General features: G+C 59.9%; 23 protein-coding genes, 1 tRNA gene and 1 pseudogene. 15 read left to right on the forward strand and 10 right to left on the reverse strand.

From position 1 onward, the window contains the following. Positions 1–222: 222 nt before the first annotated feature. The gene (locus B0G76_RS35190) at positions 223–1,434 is read right to left on the reverse strand and encodes an MFS transporter (protein WP_120297375.1); all 1,212 of its coding nucleotides are present in this window, start codon (positions 1,432–1,434) and stop codon (positions 223–225) included. 122 nt (positions 1,435–1,556) lie between these two features. Here B0G76_RS35190 and B0G76_RS35195 point away from each other — a divergent pair, with 122 nt between their 5' ends. The 3 genes from B0G76_RS35195 to B0G76_RS35205 all read left to right on the forward strand — a co-directional run bounded on the left by B0G76_RS35195 (position 1,557) and on the right by B0G76_RS35205 (position 4,420). Beyond that, a complete protein-coding gene (locus B0G76_RS35195) occupies positions 1,557–2,219 on the forward strand; it encodes a HugZ family protein (protein ID WP_120297376.1) in 663 nt (220 codons plus the stop codon). 396 nt (positions 2,220–2,615) lie between these two features. Next, positions 2,616–2,918 (forward strand): H-NS family nucleoid-associated regulatory protein, encoded by a 303-nt coding sequence (locus B0G76_RS35200; protein ID WP_120297377.1) that lies wholly within the window; start codon positions 2,616–2,618, stop codon positions 2,916–2,918. Between the two features lie 257 nt (positions 2,919–3,175). Beyond that, positions 3,176–4,420, forward strand: coding sequence for a cation diffusion facilitator family transporter (locus tag B0G76_RS35205; protein WP_120297378.1), 1,245 nt, complete (start codon positions 3,176–3,178; stop codon positions 4,418–4,420). A gap of 52 nt (positions 4,421–4,472) precedes the next feature. Here the strand turns inward: B0G76_RS35205 and B0G76_RS35210 are convergent, their stop codons facing one another. The 3 genes from B0G76_RS35210 to B0G76_RS35220 form a co-directional block, all read right to left on the reverse strand. Continuing rightward, positions 4,473–4,931: an Lrp/AsnC family transcriptional regulator gene (locus B0G76_RS35210; RefSeq protein WP_012431468.1), complete on the reverse strand. Its 459-nt coding sequence runs from the start codon at positions 4,929–4,931 to the stop codon at positions 4,473–4,475. A 90-nt stretch (positions 4,932–5,021) separates the two neighbouring features. Further along, a complete protein-coding gene (locus B0G76_RS35215) occupies positions 5,022–5,651 on the reverse strand; it encodes an exonuclease (RefSeq protein ID WP_120297379.1) in 630 nt (209 codons plus the stop codon). Further along, entirely contained in the window at positions 5,648–6,292 is a 645-nt protein-coding gene (locus B0G76_RS35220; RefSeq protein ID WP_120297380.1) for an MBL fold metallo-hydrolase, read from the reverse strand. Before B0G76_RS35220 ends, B0G76_RS35215 begins: the two co-directional genes overlap by 4 nt. 639 nt (positions 6,293–6,931) lie before the next feature. Here B0G76_RS35220 and B0G76_RS35230 point away from each other — a divergent pair. Continuing rightward, positions 6,932–7,534 carry a septal ring lytic transglycosylase RlpA family protein gene (locus B0G76_RS35230; RefSeq protein WP_409076774.1) on the forward strand — a complete coding sequence of 201 codons (603 nt, stop codon included), beginning with the start codon at positions 6,932–6,934 and terminating at the stop codon, positions 7,532–7,534. Positions 7,535–7,672: 138 nt separating this feature from the next. On the opposite strand, the gene rsmI is transcribed toward B0G76_RS35230, so the two are convergent. After that, positions 7,673–8,551 (reverse strand): 16S rRNA (cytidine(1402)-2'-O)-methyltransferase, encoded by an 879-nt coding sequence (gene rsmI / locus B0G76_RS35235; RefSeq protein WP_120297383.1) that lies wholly within the window; start codon positions 8,549–8,551, stop codon positions 7,673–7,675. Between rsmI and B0G76_RS35240 the strand changes: the two genes are divergently transcribed. The 6 genes from B0G76_RS35240 (at position 8,550) to B0G76_RS35275 (ending at position 12,688) form a co-directional block, all read left to right on the forward strand. Beyond that, positions 8,550–8,993: a YraN family protein gene (locus B0G76_RS35240; RefSeq protein ID WP_120297384.1), complete on the forward strand. Its 444-nt coding sequence runs from the start codon at positions 8,550–8,552 to the stop codon at positions 8,991–8,993. The genes rsmI and B0G76_RS35240 overlap by 2 nt on opposite strands. Before the next feature lie 228 nt (positions 8,994–9,221). Further along, a complete protein-coding gene (locus tag B0G76_RS35245; protein ID WP_120297385.1) occupies positions 9,222–9,809 on the forward strand; it encodes a phosphoheptose isomerase in 588 nt (195 codons plus the stop codon). Positions 9,810–9,835: 26 nt separating this feature from the next. Then, positions 9,836–10,630, forward strand: a complete 795-nt coding sequence (locus tag B0G76_RS35250; RefSeq protein ID WP_120297386.1) for a BON domain-containing protein — start codon at positions 9,836–9,838, stop codon at positions 10,628–10,630. Beyond that, positions 10,627–10,977: a c-type cytochrome gene (locus B0G76_RS35255; RefSeq protein ID WP_120297387.1), complete on the forward strand. Its 351-nt coding sequence runs from the start codon at positions 10,627–10,629 to the stop codon at positions 10,975–10,977. The genes B0G76_RS35250 and B0G76_RS35255 overlap by 4 nt, the downstream gene beginning before the upstream one ends. Positions 10,978–11,052: 75 nt before the next feature. Further along, positions 11,053–11,128, forward strand: a tRNA-Ala gene (locus B0G76_RS35260). 891 nt (positions 11,129–12,019) lie between these two features. Beyond that, the gene (locus B0G76_RS35275; RefSeq protein ID WP_120297390.1) at positions 12,020–12,688 is read left to right on the forward strand and encodes a hypothetical protein; all 669 of its coding nucleotides are present in this window, start codon (positions 12,020–12,022) and stop codon (positions 12,686–12,688) included. A 558-nt stretch (positions 12,689–13,246) separates the two neighbouring features. Here B0G76_RS35275 and B0G76_RS35280 read toward each other — a convergent pair. After that, positions 13,247–13,981 (reverse strand): SDR family oxidoreductase, encoded by a 735-nt coding sequence (locus tag B0G76_RS35280; protein WP_259460918.1) that lies wholly within the window; start codon positions 13,979–13,981, stop codon positions 13,247–13,249. Between the two features lie 128 nt (positions 13,982–14,109). On the opposite strand from B0G76_RS35280, the gene B0G76_RS35285 reads away from it, so the two are divergent. Beyond that, entirely contained in the window at positions 14,110–14,997 is an 888-nt protein-coding gene (locus B0G76_RS35285) for a LysR family transcriptional regulator (protein WP_259460919.1), read from the forward strand. 894 nt (positions 14,998–15,891) lie between these two features. Here B0G76_RS35285 and B0G76_RS35295 read toward each other — a convergent pair. After that, positions 15,892–16,281, reverse strand: a complete 390-nt coding sequence (locus tag B0G76_RS35295) for a hypothetical protein (protein WP_120297394.1) — start codon at positions 16,279–16,281, stop codon at positions 15,892–15,894. A gap of 336 nt (positions 16,282–16,617) precedes the next feature. Beyond that, a complete protein-coding gene (locus tag B0G76_RS35300; RefSeq protein ID WP_120297395.1) occupies positions 16,618–17,193 on the reverse strand; it encodes a hypothetical protein in 576 nt (191 codons plus the stop codon). 230 nt (positions 17,194–17,423) lie between these two features. On the opposite strand from B0G76_RS35300, the gene B0G76_RS35305 reads away from it, so the two are divergent. From B0G76_RS35305 to B0G76_RS35320, 4 genes and pseudogenes are all read left to right on the forward strand, one after another. Next, positions 17,424–18,050 (forward strand): DUF4062 domain-containing protein, encoded by a 627-nt coding sequence (locus tag B0G76_RS35305; protein ID WP_120297396.1) that lies wholly within the window; start codon positions 17,424–17,426, stop codon positions 18,048–18,050. Beyond that, positions 18,047–19,651: a Fic family protein gene (locus B0G76_RS35310; protein ID WP_120297397.1), complete on the forward strand. Its 1,605-nt coding sequence runs from the start codon at positions 18,047–18,049 to the stop codon at positions 19,649–19,651. The genes B0G76_RS35305 and B0G76_RS35310 overlap by 4 nt, the downstream gene beginning before the upstream one ends. Positions 19,652–19,890: 239 nt before the next feature. After that, positions 19,891–20,553, forward strand: a pseudogene (locus B0G76_RS35315) (reverse transcriptase domain-containing protein); the annotation flags it as partial. Between the two features lie 593 nt (positions 20,554–21,146). Further along, positions 21,147–22,244, forward strand: coding sequence for a DDE-type integrase/transposase/recombinase (locus B0G76_RS35320; RefSeq protein WP_259460920.1), 1,098 nt, complete (start codon positions 21,147–21,149; stop codon positions 22,242–22,244). A gap of 84 nt (positions 22,245–22,328) precedes the next feature. Here the strand turns inward: B0G76_RS35320 and B0G76_RS35325 are convergent, their stop codons facing one another. Together B0G76_RS35325 and B0G76_RS35330 are read right to left on the reverse strand one after the other, a co-directional pair. Next, positions 22,329–23,387, reverse strand: a complete 1,059-nt coding sequence (locus tag B0G76_RS35325; protein ID WP_120297399.1) for a porin — start codon at positions 23,385–23,387, stop codon at positions 22,329–22,331. A gap of 206 nt (positions 23,388–23,593) precedes the next feature. Next, on the reverse strand, positions 23,594–25,021 hold the full coding sequence (locus tag B0G76_RS35330; protein WP_259460963.1) for a cytosine permease: 1,428 nt from the start codon (positions 25,019–25,021) through the stop codon (positions 23,594–23,596). Positions 25,022–25,062 lie beyond the last annotated feature (41 nt).

The following is a 25,062-nucleotide window of genomic DNA, read 5'->3' on the forward strand; positions in this document are numbered from 1 at the left end:
GCTAACTGCAAGACCTATGCCATTTGTGATTGTACGACCTGCGCGCAGATTAAATTCATACAAATCAACAGGTTGGGGGCGTTCTTGTGAGATGGGGAAGGTGCTGATGCCGCCGATGTGGCGGGGAACACATCTGCGTGCAGGGCCCGCGTAACGTAACGTAAGGCCGCGGGTTTTCATATGGCGTAACGTCCGTCGATGCAACAGCAGTGCGCGTCTGCGTTAAATCTTCAAACGCCGTAGCACCTTCGGGCCCGCGATCGCGATCAGCGCCGAACACACGGCCACCACGGACAACCCGATCGGCAAACTGGTCACCTGCGTCACCGCGCCAATGATCACCGGCCCGAACAACAGCCCGAAGTACGCGAGCCCGGCCACATGCGCGAGTCCTTCGGCCGCGTGAATACCTTTGACGCTCGCCGCTGCCGCGAACAGCACCGGCATCATGTTCGCGAGTCCGAGACCCATCAGCGTGAAGCCAATCAGCGCGGCCACCGGATTCGGCAACAGCAGCGCGCCGACCATCCCCGCGCAGGCAAGCGACGCGCTCGCCATCACGAGTTGCGGTGCGCCGAAGCGGGCGCGCACGGCGTCGCCGGCGAAACGCGCCGCTGCCATGCCGCCCGAAAACGCCGCGTAGGCGGCGCTCGCCAGGGCCGGCGTGGAGAGCACGACGTCGCGCATGTACACGGTGGCCCAGTCGTACATCGCGCCTTCCGCGATCAGCGCGACCAGCGCCATCGCGCCGAGCGCCCACAAGGCTGGCGAGCGCCAGCGGTTGGCGCGTGGCGTGGCGGCGTCGGGATGATCGGCGTGCGGCACGTGGGGCAGGACGGAAGGGCAGGCCGCGATCAGCACCAGCGCGCTGACGGCCGCCGCCAGCGCGAGATGCACAGCGGGCGCCATGCCGCGCGACAACAAGGCGCCGCCCACTGCCGCGCCGAACATCCCGCCCAGGCTGAACATGCCGTGCAGCGACGACATGATCGGTTTGCCGAGCGCCTTCTCCACAGCGCTGGCTTCCGCGTTCATCGCGACGTCGAGAGTGGCCATGCCGGCACCGAAGATGGCCAGCACGATCAGCAACATCCAGTAAGCCGGAACGATCAGGATCAGCGCCGCGCACACCGCCATCACGAGACCGCCGGTCAGGCAGGCGCGGCGCGTGCCGACCCGCGCGATCCACGAGGCAGTCGCCGCCATGGCGCCGATCGAGCCGCCGGCCACGGCCAACAGGGCGAACGAGAGCAGCGCCGGGTTCAGATGGAAGCGGTCGCGCACGGTCGGCACATGCACCCCCCACGACGCGTACATCATGCCGGCGATGAAGAACACCGCCATCGTCGCGACCCGGGCGCGCTGCCGCGCGGTGTCAGAGAGATCGCGATGAGCGGCGGGGAGGCGGGCGAATTCGGAGGAGCGGTCGGACACTGAAATCTCGTGGAGGGACGCGCGAGAAAGCGCGCTGAAAGCGAATTTCCGATTCTAACGAAGCGCGCTGTCTTATGCTTGAAGCGGATCGATCCACTACTTATCCATCGAGGGCCGCGCACTTGAACATTCCCGCTCACGCTCCGCTGCATTTGCTGCATAGCGCCGCTATCGGTACGCTCGCGACTCATGCGCGTCAGCCGGAAGGATTTCCTTATCCTTCGGTGCTGCCGTTCGCACCGGACCCGCAGCACCGCCCGACGATCCTTGTTAGCCGGCTCGCCGAGCATACGCACAACCTGCATGCCGATCCGCGCGCCGGCTTTCTGGTTGTCGACGCACCCGACGGCGATGTGCTGAGCGGCCAGCGCGTCACCTTGCTTGGCACGTTCGAACCGGTCGACTCGACCCCCGAAATCGTGCAGCGCTATCTGCGCTACCACGCGGATGCGGAACGGTACCTGGCCCTCGGTGATTTCACGTTCTGGGTAATGAGTCTTGAATGCCTGCGCTACATCGGTGGCTTCGGCGCAATGGGCTGGCTCGGCGGCGCTGAACTCGACCCACTGCCGCCACTCGGCTTCGATGAAGAAAACGCGCTGATCCAGCGCTTCGCCGGGCATGCCGCGAATGCCAGGGGCATTCAACTGCTCGGCGTGGATCGATATGGCGCTGATCTGAAACTAGACGGTGTGCGCACCCGTTTCGCTTTCGATGACGCCAAACGCAATACCGAAACCTTGCATGCTGCGCTAGAAGATTGCATCCAGCGCCATGCTGATTAAGTCTTCATTGCTGTTTCGGGAAAACACTCATTCCGGTAATAACGATGCTGCGTGAGCGTCGCAATATGTTCCGACGTTTCATGTTAAAGCTTTCATGGCATGAAATGTTGAGACGATTTTTTTATCTTAAATTTCATTTTTTGATAGTTAAATCAACAATTACTGATAGGTGGCGGTGCTTTTCAGCAAAATGCGAAAATTAGCTATTTGAAAGGGTTCGCTTAACATCACGTTCGGGTGAAATTTTTTGAAACGAATTGAGATTAATTTTACAGCGGTGCTTTTGTAGTCTTTCTATTTTGTGTTAATCTCGCCATCAAATTCCGAGGCATGATCACTTCAAAGGGCAAGCTGGCTTAAGACTGGCAGTCATTTATCCAAACCACAAGGGAACCTATGTCTTCCTACAAGGAACTACTCGCCCAGCGCGAGAAGCTCGAAAAGCAGATCGAAGAAGCAAAGTCGCGCGAATACGCAGAAGTGTTGAATGAGATCAAGCAGAAAATGACCGATTACGGCATTTCGCTGACTGAACTCGGTGGTGGCCGTGGTGCCAAGGCGGCTAAAGCCGGTCGTCCGCGTGCAGGCGTCGCGCCCAAGTATCGTGACCCGGATAGCGGCAGCACGTGGTCGGGCCGCGGCAAGCCGCCGCGCTGGATCGCAGGTCTGGATCGCGAAAAGTTTCTGATCCAGAAGTAATACCAATACGGTCAATCAGCGGCGCTTGCAGTCCGCGCTGATGCCAGAAAAAAACCGCGTACCGTCAAGGGCGCGGTTTTTTTATTGCCTCCGCGAATTGCGGTGACGTTTTGCCACACGCACTCCATGAAACGGAACGCGAATGCTTTTCGTTTAGATAGGCAACTGATTTAAAAGGATTTTTTATGGATTCTCCTGCGCATGTCGAGATGCGCCGGGTAGAATGCAGGCATTGAACTTTTCATGCCGTTTCAGAGATGCCTTCCACCGCCGCTGTCCAGTCCGCCGAGAAACATCGCGTTGCGCGCAAAACTACCTTTGTCAGTATTGCGCTCAATACGGTGCTGATGGCGTTGCAAATCGTCGTCGGGGTGTTCGCGCATTCGCAGGCACTGGTCGCCGACGGTATCCATTCGCTAGCCGATCTGATTTCCGATTTTGTCGTGCTAATCGCTAATCGGCACAGCGGCGCCAAGCCCGACGCGGATCACAATTACGGGCACAGCCGCTATGAAACGGTTGCGTCATTGTTTTTGGGTGCGCTGCTGATTGTGGTCGGCGTCGGTATGTTGTGGCGTGCCGGGACGCGTCTCGCCGATTTGCAAAGCATCCCCGCCGTGCATATGAGCGCGCTCGTGGTCGCGGTGCTGGTGCTGATTTTCAAAGAAAGCCTGTTCCGCTACATGCTGCGCGAAGCGCAACGCGTGCGTTCTGCCATGTTGATTGCGAACGCATGGCACGCTCGTTCTGACGCCGCTTCGTCATTGGTGGTCGCGCTCGGTATTGTCGGGAGTCTCGCGGGCGTGCGCCTGCTCGATCCGATCGCCGCGGCGATTGTCGGCTTTATGGTGGCGCGCATGGGCTGGATGTTCGGCTGGGACGCGCTGCAAGATCTTTCCGACCGCGCGCTCGACGAAGCCGCCTCCGCCGACATGCGCGCGCTGTTGCTGGCGACGCCGGGCGTGCGCGACGTGCATGAAATGCGCACCCGCAAGATGGGCGACTTCGCGCTTGTCGACGCGCACATTCTGGTCGACCCGCTGATCTCGGTATCGGAAGGGCACTACATCGCCGAATCGGCGCGCTTGCGCGTGCTGGCCGACAACCGCGTGCTCGACGCGCTGATCCACGTCGACCCGGAGAACGACGCGGTTGCGCGCCCGCCCGTCAATCTGCCTACACGGGAGCGGGTTGTCGCTGAAGTCAACGCGGCATTCGCCGCGGGTGGCATGAAGGCCGCGTCGGTGAATATGCATTACTTGAGCACCGGGCTCGATGTGGAAGTGGTTTTGCCGACAGCGGGCTCACGCACGGCCCAGAGCGATCCGTCATCTCTTGATCGTGTCGATCTGGAGGCGCTCAGGCGTAGGCTGGGTGCCCGCAAGCTGGACGTGATGCAAGGCTTGGACACGCGACCGGCCGAAAGCACCGTCCCGACGGAAGCCGGCCCCGGGGAAGCGATCGCCCGCATCAAGGACGCGGAACCGCACAGCGCTACCTGAGCGGCGTCACGCGCGCCGATCCGCCCGGACCGCGAGCCGCCGCCTCACAGGTTCACAGCGGCAACTGCGTATCGAATTTGATTTCGCGCAGCACGACGCTCGTTCGCACCTGCGCAACGGCAGGAATCTTGAAGATGCGTTCGTGGAGAAAGCTGTCGTACGCCTTGATGTCCGGCGCGACGATCTTGAGGATGTAGTCGGATTCGCCGGTCGTGCTGTAGCACTCAGTGACCTCCGGGCAGGTGGCGATTTCCCGCTCGAACTGTTCGACCCCACCCTCGGTGTGGCGCGTGAGATGGATATGCGCGAGTGCGCAGACGTGCAACCCCAGCTTTTCGCGATCCAGCAATGCCGTGTAGCGCTGGATCACCCCCGATTGCTCCATATCCTTGATACGGCGCCAGCATGGGGTGCTCGACAGGCCGACCTGGTCGGAAATCTCTTGCACGGACCGGCGTGCGTCGAGCTGCAACAGGCGCAGGATTTTTTGAGAGAACGTATCGAGTGTCAACTGCGCCTCCGTTGGCGTCGCCTTATCAACGCATGGTAGAGGGCTCGAAAACGAAACGCAATGTAAAACGGCTTCGACGAGGGAGATTCCCTAATTTGCCGGTTCCTCAGCGGCGTTTTGTCCTGAGCCGTCCCCATCTTGACTGGCCGCCAGCGTGGCCGCCTGGACCGCGCGCAGATCCTTGAGCATGTTGCAGAAGAGCGCGCCTTGCTCGATCGCGTCGTCCAGCGCGACATGCGTATGCGGATGTTCGTCGAACCAGTGTTTCGGGAAGCGCGGCTTGATGTTCTTGCGGTACGGCAGGCCGGTCAGTGCGAAGGCAAGCGTCTTGATGTCGAGCGCCGACCACGAAAACGGGCAGCGGCCGACGAACCGCATCATGTACCAGAACATATAGGTGAAGTCGAAACCGGCCGGCATCGCCACGAACACCGGCTTGCCCGGCAATGCCTCGACCCATTCGACGTAGGCCGTCAGCGCGGCCTGCGGATCCTGCAAATCCTTGCGGCAGGCCTCCCAGGCTTCCGGCTGCGTCTTCCACCATGCTTCCTGGACCGGATGCGGCGTGGCGCCCTCGAGCAGGTTGAGATTCGCCGAGAAGGTGGCGATCAGCTGCTTGTCTTCCGTGTACGCGGCGGAGGCGAAACTGAGCATCGAATGCGGACCGGGAATCGGACCGTCCGCTTCGACATCGGTGCTCACATAGATTTCGCTGCTCATGCTTTGACTCCGTCGGCCACATACGGATTGGAGCGGCGCTCGGCGCCGAACGTGGAGGTGGGGCCGTGGCCCGGAACAAAGGTGACGTCGTCGCCGAGCGGCCAGAGTTTTTCGCGGATCGCGCGGACCAGGTCGGCGTGATTGCCGCGCGGAAAATCCGTGCGGCCGATCGAGCCGGCGAACAGCACGTCGCCCACCAGCGCGAGCCGGTGCGCGCGGCTGAAGAACACCACGTGGCCCGGCGTGTGGCCGGGACAGTGATAGACCTCGAGGGTTTCGTCGCCGAATTGCACGGTCTCGCCGTCTTGCAGCCAACGGTCCGGTTCGAATGCCTCCGCAGCGGGAAAGCCAAAGCGCGTGCTTTGATCCGGCAGCTTGTCGAGCCAGAAACTTTCGTCGGGATGCGGGCCCTCGATCGGCACGCCGTAATGCGTGGCGAGCGTCTTCGCGCAGGCGCAGTGATCGATGTGGCCATGCGTGAGGAAGACTTTTTCGACCGTCACGTTCTGGCGCGCGATTTCGCCCTGGATGACATCCAGATCGCCGCCCGGATCGACGACAGCCGCGCGTCCGGTCGCCTCGCAAACGAGCAGCGAGCTGTTCTGCTGAAACGGCGTGACAGGGATCAAGGTGACTTTCATGGGTGACGGCGCCGCTGGAGAAACGTTGATTGTACCGGCGTCTCGCCGACCCTCGCCGAGGGCGCTGAGACCGTGCTGCAGCGGGCTTTTGACTGCCCATTTTTGCAGCAGGAATGAAAATTCTTCAAGGTTTTCAGTCGCTTGTCATCTCAAATTTTTCTTTTGGGTATAATGGCCTCCATGCACAAGGAATTGTGTATGCCACAAGGCGATGCGTCCCCATCAAAAATGGGCACGCGGATTGCCACTCAAGTATGGGCTGTCGCAGTTTTGGGCGGCCATCAGGTATCGATGCATTCGATGCACACGTCTTACCCAGCCAGGCGCCGCGCGCCTGCAACGGACTTAAATGCCGTGACGCTGGGTGGGGCCTACGCCGCTGTTCCTGTGCGCTGAGTTTCGCGCACAAGAACGTGTTTGCCACGTTCGATGGCGGCATGTGGGGTCTGGTCAGGCTGCCGGGGACAGGTTGCGCCAGACGTGAAAATTAACCGTGCGGTAGCGGCTGGGTGAGCCGCATCCGGGCTTTGACGTACTGCGCTTTTCTGCGCGGCGCGTTGTCGTCCCTTGCCGCCGGAGTCGCAGGCAACACGCTCAACTTTTCGCGTGATGCGGCTCGACAATTTGATTGCACGTCTTATGAAAACTCGGTTATCCCGTGGTCTGGGGACTCTTTTTGCCTTTTTTGTGCTGGCCGGCTGTGCCACGCCTCCGGGCGCGAGCAACACGTCTGCAAGCGGCGTTCCGCTCGGCACGAAGAATGCGCAGGCAGGTTCCTTCGGCCCGCAAGCTTTTGGTAGTGCGCCGGCATCCGATGCAGCCGCCAAGGGCTCATCGCTGGCCGATGCCAAGCCCCTGGCGGACGATAGTTCGGGCATTTCGGACTTTCAGCAGACCGGCCGCGCTTCGTGGTACGGCCGCGGCTTCCATGGCCGCCGTACCGCGAACGGTGAACGTTACGACATGCACGCGCTGACCGCGGCGCATCGTACGTTGCCGCTCGGCTCGTATGTTCGCGTGACCAATCCGGCTACCTCGCGCTCGGTCGTCGTACGAATCAACGACCGCGGCCCGTATGCGCGTGGCCGGGTGATCGACCTCTCGATGGCCGCCGCTACCGCGCTCGACATGCGCCATGCCGGTACGGCGCGGGTCAAGATCGAAGGGTTGACGCGGCAGGAAGCACGCGCAGAGCTGAACGAAACGCTGGCGTCCAATTCGGGTTCGGGCGCAGAGAAGTAATGTAGTGGCCGCGAGCGTGCCGTAAGCGCGTTCGGGGTACCGGGCTGCACGGCGGCAACGCATGCCGTGTTTGCCGAAAGATAAAGGGCTGCATCGCGCGGCCCTTTTCTTTTGGCCCTTTTCTTTTTCTCGTCCGCTTTATTCCTCGTCTTTCTTCAACACCAACGCGCGCGCGTAGAGCGCATTGCGCGACGCTCCGGTGAGGGTCGCCGCGATCTTTGCCGCGCTGCTCACCGTCAATTCTTCCAGCAGGATGCCCAGCAACGCGTCGTGATCGTGTTCGCCTGCGGCTTCTGGCTGCGCGCCTTCCACCACCACCACGAACTCACCGCGCTGCCGGTTCGGATCGGCGGCGAGCCACGTTGGCCCTTCGGCCAGGGTGCCGCAATACAGCGCTTCATGTAACTTCGTCAATTCCCGTGCGATCAGGAGTTTGCGCTCGCCGCCGAATGCGTCGGCCAACGCCTGCACTGTTTCGACGATCCGGTGCGGCGCTTCGTAGAACACCATCGCGTGAGGATGGCTCGCGAGCGGTTGCAGTGCCGCGGCGCGTGCTTTTGCCTTCGGCGGCAGGAAGCCGAGGAACGAGAACGTCGCAACCCAGTCGCCGGCCACGCTCAAGGCGGTTGCGAGCGCGCTTGCGCCGGGCAGGGGAATGACCGCGAAGCCGGCTTCGCGCACCGCGTCGACGAGTTTCGCGCCGGGGTCCGAAATGCCGGGCGTGCCCGCATCGGACACATAGGCCACGCGTTCGCCCGCTTGCAGATGTTCGATCAGGCGCAGCGCCGCGGCCCGCTCGTTGTGCTGATGAACCGCGACGAGCGGTTTCGAGATGCCGTAGCGCGCGAGTAGTTGGCCTGTATTGCGGGTGTCTTCGGCGGCGATGCGATCCACCAGCCCGAGTACATGCAACGCGCGCAGCGTGACGTCGGCGATGTTGCCAATCGGCGTGGCCACCACATACAGCGCGGCGGCAGGGTACTGCTGCCCTTGCGCGAGTTCGGAGAGAGGAGTCATGAGGCAGAAGACGCAGACAGACAGAACGAGGCCGCCATTGTGCCACCCAAACCACCCGCACAACTTTTCGAGACCAACCGGGTCCAAACTCGTCGGCGCGGCTTTCGAGGCGCGTGCGATGGAGTTTTTGCAGCGGCAGCGTTTGCGCTTCGTCGCGCGCAATGTGCTGTGCCGAGGCGGTGAGATCGATCTGGTGATGCGCGACCGTGATGACGCACTGGTGTTCGTCGAAGTTCGCGCGCGTGCGCAGCTACGCTACGGCGGCGCGGCAGCGAGCGTTGGGTGGCAAAAGAAGCAGCGCATCGTGCGTGCCGCGCGGCACTATCTGGCCATCCGCAGCAGGCATTCGCACGATGAGCCCGCGTGCCGTTTCGACGTGATTGCGTTCGAAGCGGGCCGGCTAGTGTGGCTGCGCGATGCATTTCGTGCCGACGAAGTCTGACGTAGTGCGCGGAGAACGTCCGTGAGTGCGATAAACTTGCGCTCGCGTGCGGGCCTCGTGGACGCCGCCGGCAGATAGAAAGCAGCGAGGAAGCTGCGTATTTCGCGACGATTTTGCACTTGCGTTCCGCGTTGCCGGCAGGGTCCATCGGAGCGGTACGACTTCGCAATACGACTTCACAACACGACCGCGCATTGCGGTCCATTCGCGGTAGAAAACAGAGACTCGATGTCAGTCGAACGCATTCAACAACACTTCCGCGACAGCGCGGCAGTCAAACTCGAAGCCCTCGAAACCCTGTCGATGCCGATCGCCGCTGCGATCGACACGATGTTCGCCGCGCTTGCCAACGGCAGTCGCATTCTTGCGTGCGGCAACGGCGGCTCGGCGGCCGACGCGCAACATTTCGCCGCCGAACTGATCGGCCGCTTCGAGCGTGAGCGCCCGGGCTTGCCGGCGATCGCGCTGACCACCGATACGTCCGTGCTCACCGCCATCGCCAACGACTACTCGTTCGAGCAGATTTTTTCGAAGCAGGTGTGGGCCCTTGGCCAGCCCGGCGACGTGCTGCTGGCGATCACCACGTCCGGCAATTCCGCCAATGTGCTGGCCGCGATCGAGGCCGCGCACGAGCGCGAAATGATCGTGGTCGCGCTGACCGGCAAGGGCGGCGGCCGCATGCAGGACGTACTGAGCGATACCGATATCCACATTTGCGTGCCATCCGATCGCACTGCGCGCATTCAGGAAGTGCATTTGCTGACCATCCATTGTCTGTGCGACGGCATCGATGCCATGTTGCTGGGCGAAGACTGAGATTGATTCCGAAGGAGAGCTAGTTGATGAGCGTATTCCGCGTCAAGAAGACACTGGTGAGAACCGTGCTGGTGGTCGGGTTCGCGGCGGGACTGTCCGCGACGTTGCAGGGTTGCTTTCTGGCCGTTGCCGGCGCGGCGGGCGGCGGCGCGCTGGTGGCGACCGACCGGCGCACGCTTGGCGCGCAGACCGAGGATCGCGAGTTGCAGGTGAAGGCGATGTCGCAGATCAGCCAGAATTTGCCCGACAACGCGCACGTGAACGTGACGGTGTTCAACCGCCGCGTGCTGCTGACTGGCGAAGTGGCGGGGGATGTGTCGAAGCAGCGCGCGGAGACCATCGTACGTGGCTTGAACAACGTCAACACGATCGTCAACGAACTGGCGATCATGCCGGCGAGTTCGTTCTCGTCGCGCACCAATGATACGTATCTGGAAACGCGCGTGAAGACTGCGCTGATCGCCGAGAAGAACATCTCGGCGAACAACTTCAAGGTCGTGGCCGAGCGCGGCTCGCTGTATCTGATGGGTCTTGTCACGATGGACGAAGGCAATCGCGGCGCCGACGTCGCGAGCCGCGTGCCGGGTGTGACGCAGGTCGTGAAGGTGTTCCAGTACATTCAGCCGCAGGAAGCTGTGGCGGCGGCTGCAGCAGCGGCGAGCGCACCGGCAGCCGCGTCGCAGCCTGACGCGAGTGCGCCGACCGTTGGTGCGATTCCCGATTCATCGGTGAGTGCGCGTCCGCTCGATCAGCAGGCGCCGGCGCCTGTCAGCAATTCGACGTCGGTGCATCCGGGTAATCCGAAGGCAACGACGCCATGAAGCAGCGCGTTGCTTTCGTTGCAGCGATGTTGACGGTTAGCGCGTTGGCGGGTGCTTTTGCCTCTTCGGCAAGTGCGGCCGATGCGCCGCGCGGTCAGGTCGTTGCGAGTTCGAATGCCTGCATGGGGTGCCACGCGGTGGACCGCAAACTGGTCGGCCCGTCGTTCCAGCAGATCGCGGCAAAGTACAAGGGCGATGTGCAGGCGCCGGCGAAGTTGGCGCGCAAAGTGAAGGACGGCGGCTCGGGCGTGTGGGGCATGATTCCGATGCCGGCGCACCAATCGATGAGCGATGCGGATATCCGCTCGGTAGTGGGTTGGGTGCTGGCTGGCGCGCCATCCAAGTGATGTTTTGCCGCTCGTTTTGCCACCCCAGGGGCTTGGCAAAACGGAAAATGCTTATGCTAGAATTGTTTGCACGTTGGGGGGGTAGCTCAGCTGGGAGAGCGTCGCGTTCGCAATGCGAAGGTCGGGAGTTCGATCCTCCTCCTCTCCACCAAGTTTTCCTTTAAAAACAACGTACTACGTCTTGCGATGTAGTGCGTTGTTTTGCATTTCGGCGCAGGTTTTTGCACACTCGGTGTGGCAAATTTGTGGCGCCACACTGTATTCCACGTCAAGCTCGGGACATTGGTAGAAAACGCTTCACAACTCTACCGAGATTTCACCGACCGCAAAACGCAATCTTGCATACATCAGCTAACCAACGCCGCTGTGTGCACGAATGTGACATGGCGCAAAAGGGCCATTGTCCATGCAAGCATTACTCACGGTCGATCAACTGGCGCAATGCCTCCGTAAATCGGTTGCAAGCATTCGTAGCGATGCAACTCGAAACCCTCAGTCCTTACCTCCCGTCTGTCGCCTGCCGGGGACGAAGCGTCTTCTATGGCGGGTCGAAGATGTCGAGAATTGGCTAGGCGCACACGTGAGCTTGGTGGTCGTGGAAGCCGAGCCTGAGGAGAAGATTGCCGCCCGGAGGCGTGGGCGCCCCACGAAGGCAGATCAGGTCGCCCGGCAACGTCGCGAGGGAATGTTATCGGGCAACGTGCCGACGAGTCAGTCGGCTCGTTGATTCATGACACTTACATTGGTGCGGGCGAAGCAGCCCGGCGCCGCAGATGCGGCGCTCGCACGGTTGGCGGAAAATCGTCGCGCTGCTGCAGCAGCAACGAAAGTCCAGGTTAGCGCGTCGCCGCACGAGCTTTTTCTCCCGGGCCTAGACGAGTTCAGGCGCGCGATGCCGAACCACCTCGCTCGCTCGAGCTAATTTTCTCCAATCGCTAGAGGGCCGAAGGCGCTACATCGAGAAACCGTTCTAGTAACTCGTAAGGACGCGGTTATCAAGTTTTGGGGGGAGCAACTCGATGAGACGCTGGCCGATGTTTGGATGCAGATTATGTATGAGGCGAGGATACGTCCGTTAGGCGAATCGATCCTGATCTGCCGCGCTCGATTTCTGCGCGCCATTGGCCGACACACTGGCAAGTATGAGTATGCGTGGCTGCACCGCACGATGAAAGCGCTCTCCTTTGCCATGCTCGTGATCGAGGCGACGAGCGCCGGCAAGCCCAAGCTGCACGTCGGAGCCTCCCGCGCACTGCATATGCTTGACGGCCTTGACTACGACGAAATTCGCAAGGAGTACTCAGTTCGGATCGATCCGAGGTGGCACTCTCTCTACGAAAATCGCGAGTTTGCATTAATCGATTGGACAAAGCGTCTGCAAATACGGCAGGGCCAAGATATGGCGAAAACGCTTCAGCGCCTTATCGCAACCTCGGACGATGTCGTGCAAAGATTCCGCCTCGAGTGGCTGAAGGAGAAGATGCAGTATTGCAGTCCGATGCGAAAGTTCAAAAGCTCGCTGACCGCTGCGATGGAAGAATTGGAACGGTTAGAGATCATAGCAGCGGGGCGCATTGAGCTTAGCACCAAGGGGATTGAGCAGGCCGTGTGGACACGGATTGATAACCAAAACAGCCATCGGGGTAGCGTTCCTCTTCCATCGGGGCAGCGTTCCAGTTCCTCGGGGTTGCATTCCGCTTCATCGGGGTAGCGTTCCGGGTGTCCTGCCAGGATGCCTGCTGGCAAAGGCTTTGAGGGACGCTGTTTGCCCTCTATCTTTTTCTACCTTCCTACTACCGCAAGAACGAGTGGACAACCCGCAAATTGCGATGATTCATTGAGGGGGGCTTGAGCGCTGCGTGATAACGACGGTCCGTTGGACACGGTGGCTGGGGCGATGCGCTTCCAGTCGACCAGTGCGCCGCCACTCGGTAAGCGAAACGTTTTCAGAGTCAATCGCAATGAACCAAAGTATTGAGGGGAAGGCGGTGTTAGTCGCTTGGTAACTGGGAGTTCATCTGTGTTGTCTCGTCGTGAGGAGACGTTGTTGAACACGTTCGAGATTCGTTTACCCAGTGTCGCATGCAGATTTCGGTGGATGTAATCAGCCGGAACGGCGACCGGCTTACCGAGATCGGCGTTCACGAACACCGAACCGGCGATTCGACCGGAGACCGTTCTCGACCCACTGCCGACGATCGACGAAGCGTGACGTCATCGGCTGCTTTCAGGGTGTAGCGGTCATCGTTTTCTTCGAGCGCGCTACTAATCAGACCAGCACGCCACCGCCGTCCACAATTATGGTCTGTCCCGTAGCATAGCGATTGGTCATCAGATAGACGTACGTTTGCGCGAGGTCCTCCGCCTCGCCGACACGACCGACTGGCAGGGCCGCGCCGCTCGCGGCGTAGAGCGCTTCGCGCTCGAGTTCGGGCAAGTCATCCCACAGCGGCGTGCGCACCAAACCGGGACTCACGAGGTTGACGCGAATGGGCGCCAACTCCACCGCGAGTGCCCGTGTGAGACCTTCATTCGCACTGCAGACGCCGGCCAGCCCCGCCCACCCCTTTTGTGGCCGCAAGCTCGCAATACCGCTGGTCAACACCACGGAGCCGCCGGGACGGAGATACGGCGCCGCATGTTTGACGGCGGCAATGGCGCCGAAGACTCGCACTTCGAAAATCTGACGGACCGTAGCGAGGTCCATGTCGGCGAGCGCCCCGGTTCGCAACGAATCCCCCGCGCTGTAGACCAGATGGTCGAAAGCGCCAATTTGCCCGAACAGCGCGCGCACGGCGGACTCGTTACTCAGATCGGCCGTGTATCCCTTGACCCGGTCGCCGAGTCTCGCGACGGCTTTGGCGACTCGCTCACTGCGCGATGAAACAACGCTCACTGAGGCGCCGACTGCCAGCGCGGCTTCAGCCGTGGCAAGGCCGATTCCCGAGGTGCCGCCCAGCAGGACGACGTGTTGATGCCGAAGCTTCATGCTTGCAATGGTCATGGTTGAGTCCTCGCTGTGGTTTGTAGTTGAAGCCATGACCCTAGTATTATTCATTAGCTTGACTTGATAAACTCCGCATCCCTTCGAACACTCCTTAATGAAACTTGCGAATGGACCGATTCAGCAGCATGGCAATATTTGCACGCGTGGTCGAACGCGGCAGCTTTACCGCCGCGGCCGAAGGCAGCGGTATGACGCCCACGATGGTCGGCAACCATATTCGCGAGTTGGAGCGACGCCTCGAAGGCCGGCTGCTGAATCGCACCACGCGGCGTCAAAGCCTGACCGAACTCGGCATGCGCTATCATGCGCGATGCCTCGAAATTCTGGCGATGGTGGATTTCGCCGAGCTGGATGCGCGAGAAATGCAGAGCAGCCCGCGTGGCCGGTTGCGGGTGAGTTGCCCTGCTATCTATGGCACGCGTGTGCTCGTACCGGCGCTTGTCGCGTACCTCGACCGCTATCCTGAGGTTCAGGTCGAGCTGTCCCTAAGCGATCGCTTCGTCGATCTGGCGGAAGAAGGTTTCGACGCCGCCATCCGCGCCGGTGTACTGCCGGACTCGGGCTTGATTGCGCGGCCGTTGACCCATTCGCCGCGTATCGCCTGCGCATCACCGGCCTATCTGGCGCGCCACGGGCAGCCGCTGGTGCCAGCCGATCTGTTGCAGCACAACTGCCTCGCTTTTATGGTCACGACTGGACCCGAACGTGAATGGCGTTTCCCACGTCCCGATAGCAATGGCGTGGAGCGCATCGCGGTGCGCGGGCGTCTCGACGTCAATGGCGGCCTCGCGCTTCGCGAAGCCGCGCTCGCGGGACTGGGGGTGATTTTTCAACCTCAGGTAATGCTGCAGGAAGATCTGGATGCGGGCCGGCTCGTTCGTCTTTTCCCCGACTGGCCGGCGCAGACCTGGCCCATCCATGTGGTGCACCTGCCCGATGCGCACATGCCACCGAAGCTGGCGAGTTTTATCGCCTTTCTCCAGGAAACGTTGGGGCATGACAGCGAACCGTAGACCGGCCATGTTATGGGAAAGCGGCATGTAGCTACTCGACAGCGAGTTTCTGTGACGGCTTGAATGGCGAGTCTGGTCAATCACACGCCTAACACTCTCGGCTCGCGAAGGTCCGCTGCTTGAGCGGAGCCGCCGCTCGAATGACCGTGTAGCCGCGACGGCGAATGGCGGCTCCTGGCCGACTGCTGCCCGACGCGGTCGGCCGAAGCCGCCCCGAAGGAGCCGGTCAGGCTGACACAAAGCAGCCATTCATCCATGAGCGCTCTTCAGTCCCTAGCGATCCAAACAACTCGAACGTCGGCAACGGCAATCACGTCTAGTAGGTCTTCCATGCAGACGATCGAAAAGTGTTGGCGATTCTCGGTGCCGGGTAGATCCATATACTGCGACAACCACGTGGAGTTTTCGACGACGACTACGGGCAGTACCCAACGGGCCCACGCTCCCTCTTGGCACTTGGGTCTTGACGGTACAGGCGGTTGAACGATAGAGCCCTGAAACTCCGGTACCCATCGGAGTCCGATGACGCCCGAAAAGCGTAGTTCCAAGTCTTGCTTTTGCGGTTTATCGCCGGTGTTCAGTTCCGAGAAGTGCATGACTACACGCAGATCGTCGTCATCGGAAAATTGGAATTCGAGCCGAGGACAAGGGTAGTTCACCGTCGCTAAAGGCTCCCACGGTACGGCTCTTTCGGACATGTCATCTTTTCACTATGAGGGCAATTCAGAAGGACAAAACGCTACCCATTGTCGATGATTCACGCCGTGCCGTCGAACGTCCCCTCCTGGCCAGCCACTGCCCGATGCGGTAGGACGGAAGCGACCCACAAGCCCTCTTATGCGTCGCCAGAGCGGGCGCTCGCTCCGTGGCCGACACCGGACATCATGATATAGCTCAGCGCAACCTTCTACCCGGACTCCCAATATACTGATCAATTGCCTTCTTAGCCTCTTTTGTTTCGACGGTGACGGCAAAGTGTCGGCCGTATACCTGATCCGTTCCATATCGAGCGTTCAACATTTTGATGCCAGAGAATGCTATTCGATGTTTGTCACAAAGTCCCGGAAGTGCATCACGATAGAGATGAATTGCGCGTTGTAACTTAATTGAGATCGGGCTGCCAAACGCCGTTCCATCAAGGAAGTTGACGATGATAAAACCTTCGGAACCCGCTGCTGCCTCTGCGAATACATCGACGTCATACACGCCGATCATCAAGCCGATGCCGCTAGCCAGTGAATCGGCGATATTGTGGCCAAGTGACCTCAGTTCTCCAATCTTCACACGGACTGCTCCTTGATTTTCCTTCGGCAATCGCTCGCCGCCGATAGATTGTCGCCGATCTCCGACCAGTAAGCGACGGGCCGCTATTGGCCGGACTCTGCCTGACGGTGATTGGCGCGTCCCGACCCGTTTCAGCCGGTCGAGTCTTTTGAGTAGCAAGGGCTGATACCAGAGTGGAGCGGCCGTTCCGTATCCTGCATAGAGGACAAATCGTCGGCCTTAGCCGAGGTTCGAGCGGACAGGACGTGACGACAGCAATGTGGCGCTATGCCACATGTCCGAGAGAAGTCGGGCCGCTCAACCGTCGTCGAGTATTCCATCCACTTGTGCGCGCATTCAGCGGGCAGCGTCAAGGCTTTCAAGCGCGTCTTGTTCTTTCATTTTTAAGACGCTCAAGACACTGTTTAGGATTGCCCCCTCTAAGGCTGAACTCACAGCATCGACACATCCATGCGGGTTCCCTATTAGGTCCAGGTCGTACAGAAAAAGAGCGCCCATCCACTCGTTGTTGATAAGCTTCGCCCCAAGAAGTCGATCCTTAGCATTCCGGCAACTTGGAAAGATTGCGCGATGGGTGTGCGCCGAGTCGACGCGGTAGGGTTCCCCGCTACTTTGGTCGAAGTCGGGCAGGCGGAACAAGATTTCAGTTTTTTCTGGCAGCGCGACGTCCGATGCAAGCCGAGCGGAAATCGCATACTCGTCGCCATAGTGCATGCCACGGCCGGATGGGCCGCCGAGCGTCACGACAACTTTCAGGTTTCCCGCCGTCGCAGGATGAGTGATGACGTGATTAACCACCAACTCTCGAAGTACGCTGCTGGCATTTCGCCCCTCCGCCTCGCAGATACGCACAAACTCGACTTCAAGGGCGTGGTCGAGCCTGGTCTTCAAGACTGCGTCTTTGTTTGCCATTTTGGGCCTCAAATTAAATTTGGTACACAATTTAGGCGACGTCGGCCGCGGAGTCAAGCCCCACGATCTGCCGATGTCTGCCGCAGGTGAAGCATCAGGCACAGCGTGGGCGTGCGTTACCGTAAAATTGGGGCCATCCTGCTTGAATGAGCACATCAGGCGATAAAGGAACACAGTCGGGTTGGCTTTATCAGGCAGCCCGTTGAACAACAACATTTAGTCCGGACCTTATGTCAGATCCGCTCAAGTTGATGATTTCTTCGACCGTCTACGGTGTAGAGGAAGTGCTGGACCGCGCCTACACTCTTCTTACCGCCTTTGGATATGAAGTCATCATGTCGCACAAGGGCACGGTTCCGGTTGTCTCGACTGAGACCGCATTTGATTCGTGCCTTGCCGCGGTCGACAAATGCGACCTTTTTCTCGGGATCATCGGCCCCAAGTATGGAAGCGGCAAAATCGGTAACGACTTATCCATCACGCACAAGGAAATGCTAAGGGCGATCGAACTCAAGAAGCCGCGGTGGTTTCTTGCCCATGACCAAGTGGTCTTTGCCCGACGATTCCTGATGGACTTGGGTTACCCGACCAAGGTTGAGCGGGAGGCACTTGAACTCAAGAAAGGCGCATCGACTCTCGGCGATTTGCGGGTCATTGACATGTACGAGGACGCGACGCTCGAGAAGCTGCCGATTGCCGAGCGTCAAGGCAATTGGGTGCAGAAATTCGATCGTACTGACGATGCAAGCGTCTTCATCACCGCACAGTTTTCGCGGTATCAAGAGCTCGAACAACACCTTAAAGAGCAGTTCGAGAACGTCGCCCAGGTAAAGGCCCAGATCCGAGGTACCGAATGAGCCCCAACGTTGCGGCGGTCAAGCGGATGCTATTGCTCGGCGAGGGACAAAACGTCGAGTTCAAATCCTTTGCGCAGTTGGACTCATGCGGTCCAATCGTGTGTTCTTTCCTGAATAGTCAAGGAGGTTATCTCGTCTGCGGCGTGAGCGACGATGGTGAGGTGCGTGGTATCGAAAATGCCCAAGAAGCATCTGAGCAGCTTGAACGTGACCTCAATCGTACTGTTCAGCCAGCCGCCCTATTCTCCGTTGATGCGCAGGAGATTGGCGGCAGAAGTATCTTGGTAATCGAGGTTCCTGCTGGCAAAGACGTGCCGTACGCGTACGAGAATACTATTTATGTGCGAGACCGAGAAACTACTCGGAAAGCAGACGTTGGAACAATCCGCAGCATCGTATTGAGCAAAGGTATCGAGCCAGAACGGTGGGAGCGACGCTTTTCACCCGAGTGCCAAGAAGAGGATCTTTCTCTTTCTGCCTGCAAGAAGTTATTGAGCGCCAAGCGGATTCCACCACAGGTCCATGAGGTCGAGCAGGACTTGATGAGTCAGCTTCAGGTCCTTGGACTCGCCAAATACAGTCGGCTCACAAATGCTGCTGATGTGTTGTTGGCAACCAATCCCGCAGTCCGACATCCGCAGGTTAGAGTGCGGGCAGTCTCCTATGGAAGCAAGGCGGCGGACGAGTATCAGGATTTGCAGCATTTCGAAGGTCCTGTGACTCTTGTTATTGAGCAATTGATTGCCTTCATCGCTCGTAATACACCACAACGCGCTGTGTTTTCATCTTCGAAAAATCAAAGGGAAGACTTGTCGCTTTTTCCAGAGCAAGCTGTTCGCGAAGGCATAGTGAACGCGTTCGCTCACCGTGATTACAGCAACTTCTCGGGGGGGATCAAAGTCGAGGTTTCGCCGGACCAACTTCGGATATGGAATTCCGGAGGTTTTCCACCTGGCATCGATGCCTCTAAGCTCGCGAAGGGGCACATCTCCATTCTGCGCAATCCAGACATCGCGCATGCGCTCTACTTGCAGGGCTACATGGAGAAACTCGGCCGGGGCAGCGTTGTGATTGCTGAAAGCTGCCGAGCAGCAGGCTTGCCAGCACCCCGATGGGAATCCGACGACTCAGGCGGGGTCGATCTGGTCTTCCTTGCTCCAGCCGGTGAAGCTCGTGCGCGAAGCAAGGAGACTTTGAAAGTCGACGTAGAGCCCGACGCTCTTGAAGCCACCCCGGAAGTCACCCCAAAGGTCACCCCGGAGGCCGCCCCGGAGGCCGCCCCGGAAGCCACCCCGGAAGCCACCCCGGAAGCCACCCCGGAAGCCACCCCGGAAGCCATTCTGGAAGCTAGGCTCCGAGGCCTTACCAAGGAGCTTGAGCGGCTCCTGGTGGTTTTGGACCGGCAGAGCAGTCGCGCTGACATTCAGCGAGCTTTGCAGTTAAGCGACCCCGATCATTTTCGCAAGAGCTACCTGACTCCTGCGTTAGAAGTCGGCCTCATCGAAATGACACTTCCCGATAAGCCCACAAGCCCAAACCAACGGTATCGCCTCACGACATATGGCAATAATCTACGCACTAAAATCATGTCCCGCTCTTAGAAGCTTTACAAAATGACATTTTCAGCCGTCGCCAGCATCTGACGCAGCAAGCGATTTTCATGAAGGCTTCGTGGATGAACGCAAGCCGTTCGAAGCGGATGCGCAGTCGGCGCACCGCCAGCGACAAACAGAACAGCAGGCGTCGACAATCATCCGGCGATCAACAACAAGGCACGTGCGGGCAGGCGTCGAACAAACCTCAAGATGAAGAAGAGTTAGTCTTTGGCAAACGGATGGCCGTTTACCTGCACTACGTCTTCGATCTCTGGGCCAACCGATGGCGACGGCGGGAAGCCAAAGGCAACGTGATCATCCTGCGTTATGCGGATGACATCGTTGTCGGCTTCGAGCACGAAGCCGACGCGCGGCGATTCTGGGACGCGATGCGTTTGAGGTTGGAGGAGTTCTCGCTTGCGCTTCACCCGGACAAGACGAGACTGCTGGAGTTCGGCCGCTACGCAGCGGTCAACCGCCAGAGTCGAGGCCTTGGCCGACCTGAGACCTTCACCTTTCTGGGTTTCATCTTTATCTGCGGCCGGTCTCGTCGCGGGGCTTTCCAGTTACAGCGGAAGACCCGAGGGGATCGGATGCGGGCGAGACTCAGACAGATCAAGGAGGCGCTACGGAAGCGCATGCACGAACCGATTCCTGCACAAGGGAAATGGCTCAGGCAGGTGGTTCGCGGGTACTTTGCGTACCACGCAGTACCTACGAACTCGCGCGCACTCTGCGCGTTTCGATACCACGTCGTTGATCTGTGGAGGCGGGCGCTCCGGCGCCGCAGCCAAAAGGATCACATGACGTGGCAGCGAGTCGAGCGGATCGCAGATGCCTGGCTCCCGCAACCTCGAATCCTTCATCCGTGGCCTGACCGGCGATTTGCCGTCAAACACCCGAGGTAGGAGCCCGGTGCCCGAATTGGGCACGCCGGGATCTGCGCGGGGGGTGCTCAGTAATGGGCATCCCTACCGCAATCCTCGGCCGGACTGAGCCGCACGACCTTTTGGACTTCCGCCGCACCGCAAATGCAAGCGCCCCTATCCGTGGCTCACTCACCGCGTCGCCAATCCCGCCCGCCGGCGCCGTCGGCGTCGATCCGGCCCCGTCGCGAGAGTTCGGAGTTGAATGAACAAAGGTTCAGACCTAGATAGACAGCGTCAAGCAGCATGGCCGGCGCATTGACTCATCAGAATTGCAACTCGCGTTGACCTGTTGCCTCACGTAGTTTGCTACCCGTCGGATGGTCCGGCGGGAGCGGCACGAGGTGACGAGGCAAATCAGCATGACGACACGCAAGGAGTTGGTCGCAGCATTGCAATTGCGGTATAGAAGCGCGACGTTCGGTGACCGGATCAGGATTCTCGACGAGTTCGTGGCTTTGACCGGCTATCACCGCAAGCACGCCATCCGGTTGCTGCGGGAACAACCGGGCCCAACGAAGGGCACACGCGAGCGAAACCGGTTATACGACGCGGCGGTATGTCAGGCGCTAACGGTGTTGTGGGAAGCGGCCGACCGGGTTTGTGGCAAGCGCCTGAAGGCATTGATTCCGAAGCTGGTTGATGCCATGGAACGGCACGGCCATCTCGAGCTGGATCCGGTCGTTAAGGCCAAACTCCTTCAGGTCAGCGCGGCGACCATCGATCGCCTGCTGGCCAATGCGCGTTTGCACATTGACGGGCAGCGCAAACGCCGCAAAGGTGTGGGCTCGGCCATACGGCGTAGCATCCCGGTTCGCACGTTCGCAAACTGGCGCGATCCGCCGCCAGGTTTCTTCGAGATCGATATGGTCGAACACTGCGGCGGCTCAAAGACCGACGGCGAGTTCGTCCATACGCTGACATTGACCGATATTGCCAGCGGCTGGACAGAATGTGTGGCCATGCGTACGCGCAACCAGATGCTTGTTATCGAAGCGTTTGAGAAGTTAGCCGCCGATCTTCCATTCTCAATGCTTGGAGTGGATTCGGATAACGACACCGCATTCATGAACCAGAGCGTCTTCGACTACTGCAAGGGACATGGCCTTGAGCAGACCCGCTCGCGTGCATACAAGAAGAACGATCAGGCCTGGGTGGAACAGAAGAACGGCGCCGTCGTGCGACGGCTGGTTGGTTATGGCCGTCTGAGCGGCAACAATGCGAAGAACGCGCTCGCGCAGCTATATGCGTCATCACGGCTATACATTAACTTCTTCCAGCCCTCATTCAAGCTGAAGTCCAAAACGCGCGACGGCGCCCGTGTGCACAAGGTCTACCTTGCGCCGGCAACGCCGTGCGATCGGCTGCTGGCGTACGACAGCGTCGAACCGGCGATCAAGGAAAAGCTGAAGGCGCAGTTCAACAGCCTCGATCCCGTGCGACTGCTGCAGGAGATGCGAATGGCGCAGCAGACTTTGAGCGAGTTCGCGGCCCACGGTGTGCCCGCCCCGTCTTATGCGAATGGCATCACAGCCCTAACCTCACAAGGCCACGACCGCGGCAAGCGACCCCAAACGGCCTGTCGCGGAAGAGTAACGCACGTCCGCTGTACAACTCTAATCCGCCATTCGTCTACGGCAGTTGATTATTCGCAATCCAGCTTGGGGATATAGCGATCCGGGAGAACAATGAATTGACAGGTACGCCCGCGTGAGAAAGCGCACGTGCCAGCTCCTCAAACTGATGCCGGCGCGGAATTAGAACCGGTGCACGATCCCGACCTGTACACCGCGTGCGTCTGCACCCGGGTAGGCAAGCGGCAAGCCGGGGTTCGCCGCGCCGGCAAGCGTATAATTCGCAGCGTTTCGATTACGCAGGAACGACAGCGCGCCATAAAGATTGGTGCGTTTCGACACGTCGTACTCGTACATCAGGCCAATCTGATCCGCGTTGTTGTCCTGCGAGGTCTGATCTCGCAGGATCGCATAGCCCAGCGCGAGACTGTTGGCAGCGTTGAACTGATACTTGGCGGACAGGCCATAAACCCGTGCGTTGAGCCCGATATCGTCCCACTTCATGGTCGAATATCCGCCATAGACGGTTGCCTTGCCGATCGCATACGACGCCCCTGCCATGATCGTGTGGTCCGTCGTGGAGGCACTCGCGTTCTTCAGCCACTGGCCGGCCACGAACGCCGCAAACGGTCCGTGCTCGTAAGTCACGTCGAACTGTTTGCTCGATCCGGCGGACTGCAAACCACCGGCATCGCCAAAGCCAAGGTAAATCCCCGCTTGAAATCCGGCCAGTTCCGGTGTCATGTATGACACGGTGTTGCTCGTGCGGTAGACAAACGTCGTCAGGTTATCCATGTCGGATGCCTGAGTGACGCCGCCGAACGCGTCCTGACCGCTCTGGTCGTAGAAGAGCGGGGAATTCTGGCGCCCCGCGCGCACTTGCCCCCATGCGCCCGACACGCCCACCCACGCCTGCCGGTTGAACATCGAATTACTCTCGGCAAGCGTGCCGTTGGTCGGATTGAAACCGTTCTCAAGGTCGAAGATGACCTTTTGCCCGCCGCCGATATCCTCCGAACCTTTCACGCCGAAGCGGCTGCCCCATTGCCCGCTCGAACCGAGCGCGGCGGTATAACCGTTGCCGGTGTTCACGTACTGCGCGAATTCGTCGATCAAGCCGTACAGGGTCACGTTGTCCTGCGAATACGCATAGTGAGGCGCCAGCAGGACGGTCGCCGCGCAGGCAGTCTTCAGGCCGGCGCTGATACAGGAGAATAGGCGGCGAGATCCGTTCTTTTTCATGATTAGTACAACTATTTTGTTGGATGGGAATAATTGCAGCGCCGGCGGCGCAAATCGTCTTGTCATGCAAGGCTGCATTCAGTCCCGAAGACCGATGTGCAGCGGCTTGCCGAGCCGGTCAGCCGCGAAGCTGCCCCCTGTCACGCGCGGGGTTTGCGCCGCGCGTGACAGGGGGAGTCATTAAAGGTGAAGTACGCTACGCGAACTCAACTACGCGTGCTGCCTTGCTCAACAGGAAGAATGAGACGCTCAGGGATGGTGCGCGACGAAGCGCGAGCACATACGTAATACAGCACCGCGGGTGCGACAAGTCCGAGAATCCACGAGATGTCCGTTCCGCCGAGTGCATCGACGAGCGGTCCCGTGTAGAAGCTGGTGGAGATGAACGGCAGCTGGACCAGTACGCCGGCAACGTAGATGGCGATCGCCATGCCGTTCCAGCGGCCGTAACGACCATCCGGATTCGACAGCGCCGGGACGTCATAGCGCGATTTCGTAAAGCAATAGTAGTCGACCAGGTTGATCGCGCTCCACGGCGTGAAGAAGGCGAGCAGGAACAGAATAAACGCGGAGAACTCTTTCAGGAACGAGTGGCGTCCTGCCAGCGCAACCAGTGTCGACAAACCCACCATGCCGAGGATGTAAAACAGACGGTGACGGGTCGATATCGTGCGCTGTCCGCGAAAGCCGCTGACGATCGTCGCCATCGACATGAAGCTACCGTAGGCGTTGAGCGTCGTCACGGTCACCTTGCCGAATGCGATGCTGAAGTACAGCAGCGCGGCGACGGCGCCGCTCGCTCCGAGCCCGACGATGTACGACACCTCGTGATGGGAAAACTGGCTGCCAGCCAGCGCCGCGGCAAACACGCCGAAGGTCATGGCCGCCTGGGCGCCAATGACCGAGCCGAGCCCCACGGCAAAAAACGTTCGCACCGATGAGGTCGAGCGCGGCAGATAGCGCGAATAATCCGCGACATACGGGCCGAACGCGATCTGCCACGACGCCGACAGCGACATCGAGAGCAGAAAGCTTGCGAGGGTGAAGTGCCGGTTCGTGAGCAATGCACCGATATCGTGATGCGCGAAGAGTTGCGCGAACATGAAGACAAACGCCGCTACCCCCACCACGCTCGCGATGCGTCCGGCAAAGTGAATCGAGCGGTAGCCGAAGATCGTCAGGAGCACGATCACGACGGCGAAGATCACGATACCGGCCGAATCGTCAACGTGGAACAACTGGGCGACCGCCTGGCCGGCCAGCACCGAGCCGCTAGCCGAAAAACCGACATACATCAGGCACACGAGGACGATCGGGATCATCGCGCCATATACGCCGAACTGCACACGGCTCGAGATCATTTGCGGGAGCCCGAGCTGAGGCCCCTGCGCGCCATGCAGCGCCATGACGGCGCCGCCAATGATCTGCCCGATCAGCAAAGCGACGAGCGACCAGAAAACGTCCCCGCCAAGCACGACGGCGAGCGCGCCGGTCACGATGGCCGTGACCTGCAGGTTGGCCGACAGCCAGAGCGTGAACTGGCTAAACAGGCTGCCATGCCTTTCCGTATCGGGGATGTAGTCGATCGAACGGGATTCGATCAACGCGCCGCTAGCGGGGTTTTCGGTGGGAATAACCACGGAACATTCTCCAGAACGCTTTAGATGTCGGCTGC

It is taken from the genome of Paraburkholderia sp. BL23I1N1, assembly GCF_003610295.1.
In the GTDB taxonomy this organism is placed as follows: Bacteria; Pseudomonadota; Gammaproteobacteria; order Burkholderiales; family Burkholderiaceae; genus Paraburkholderia.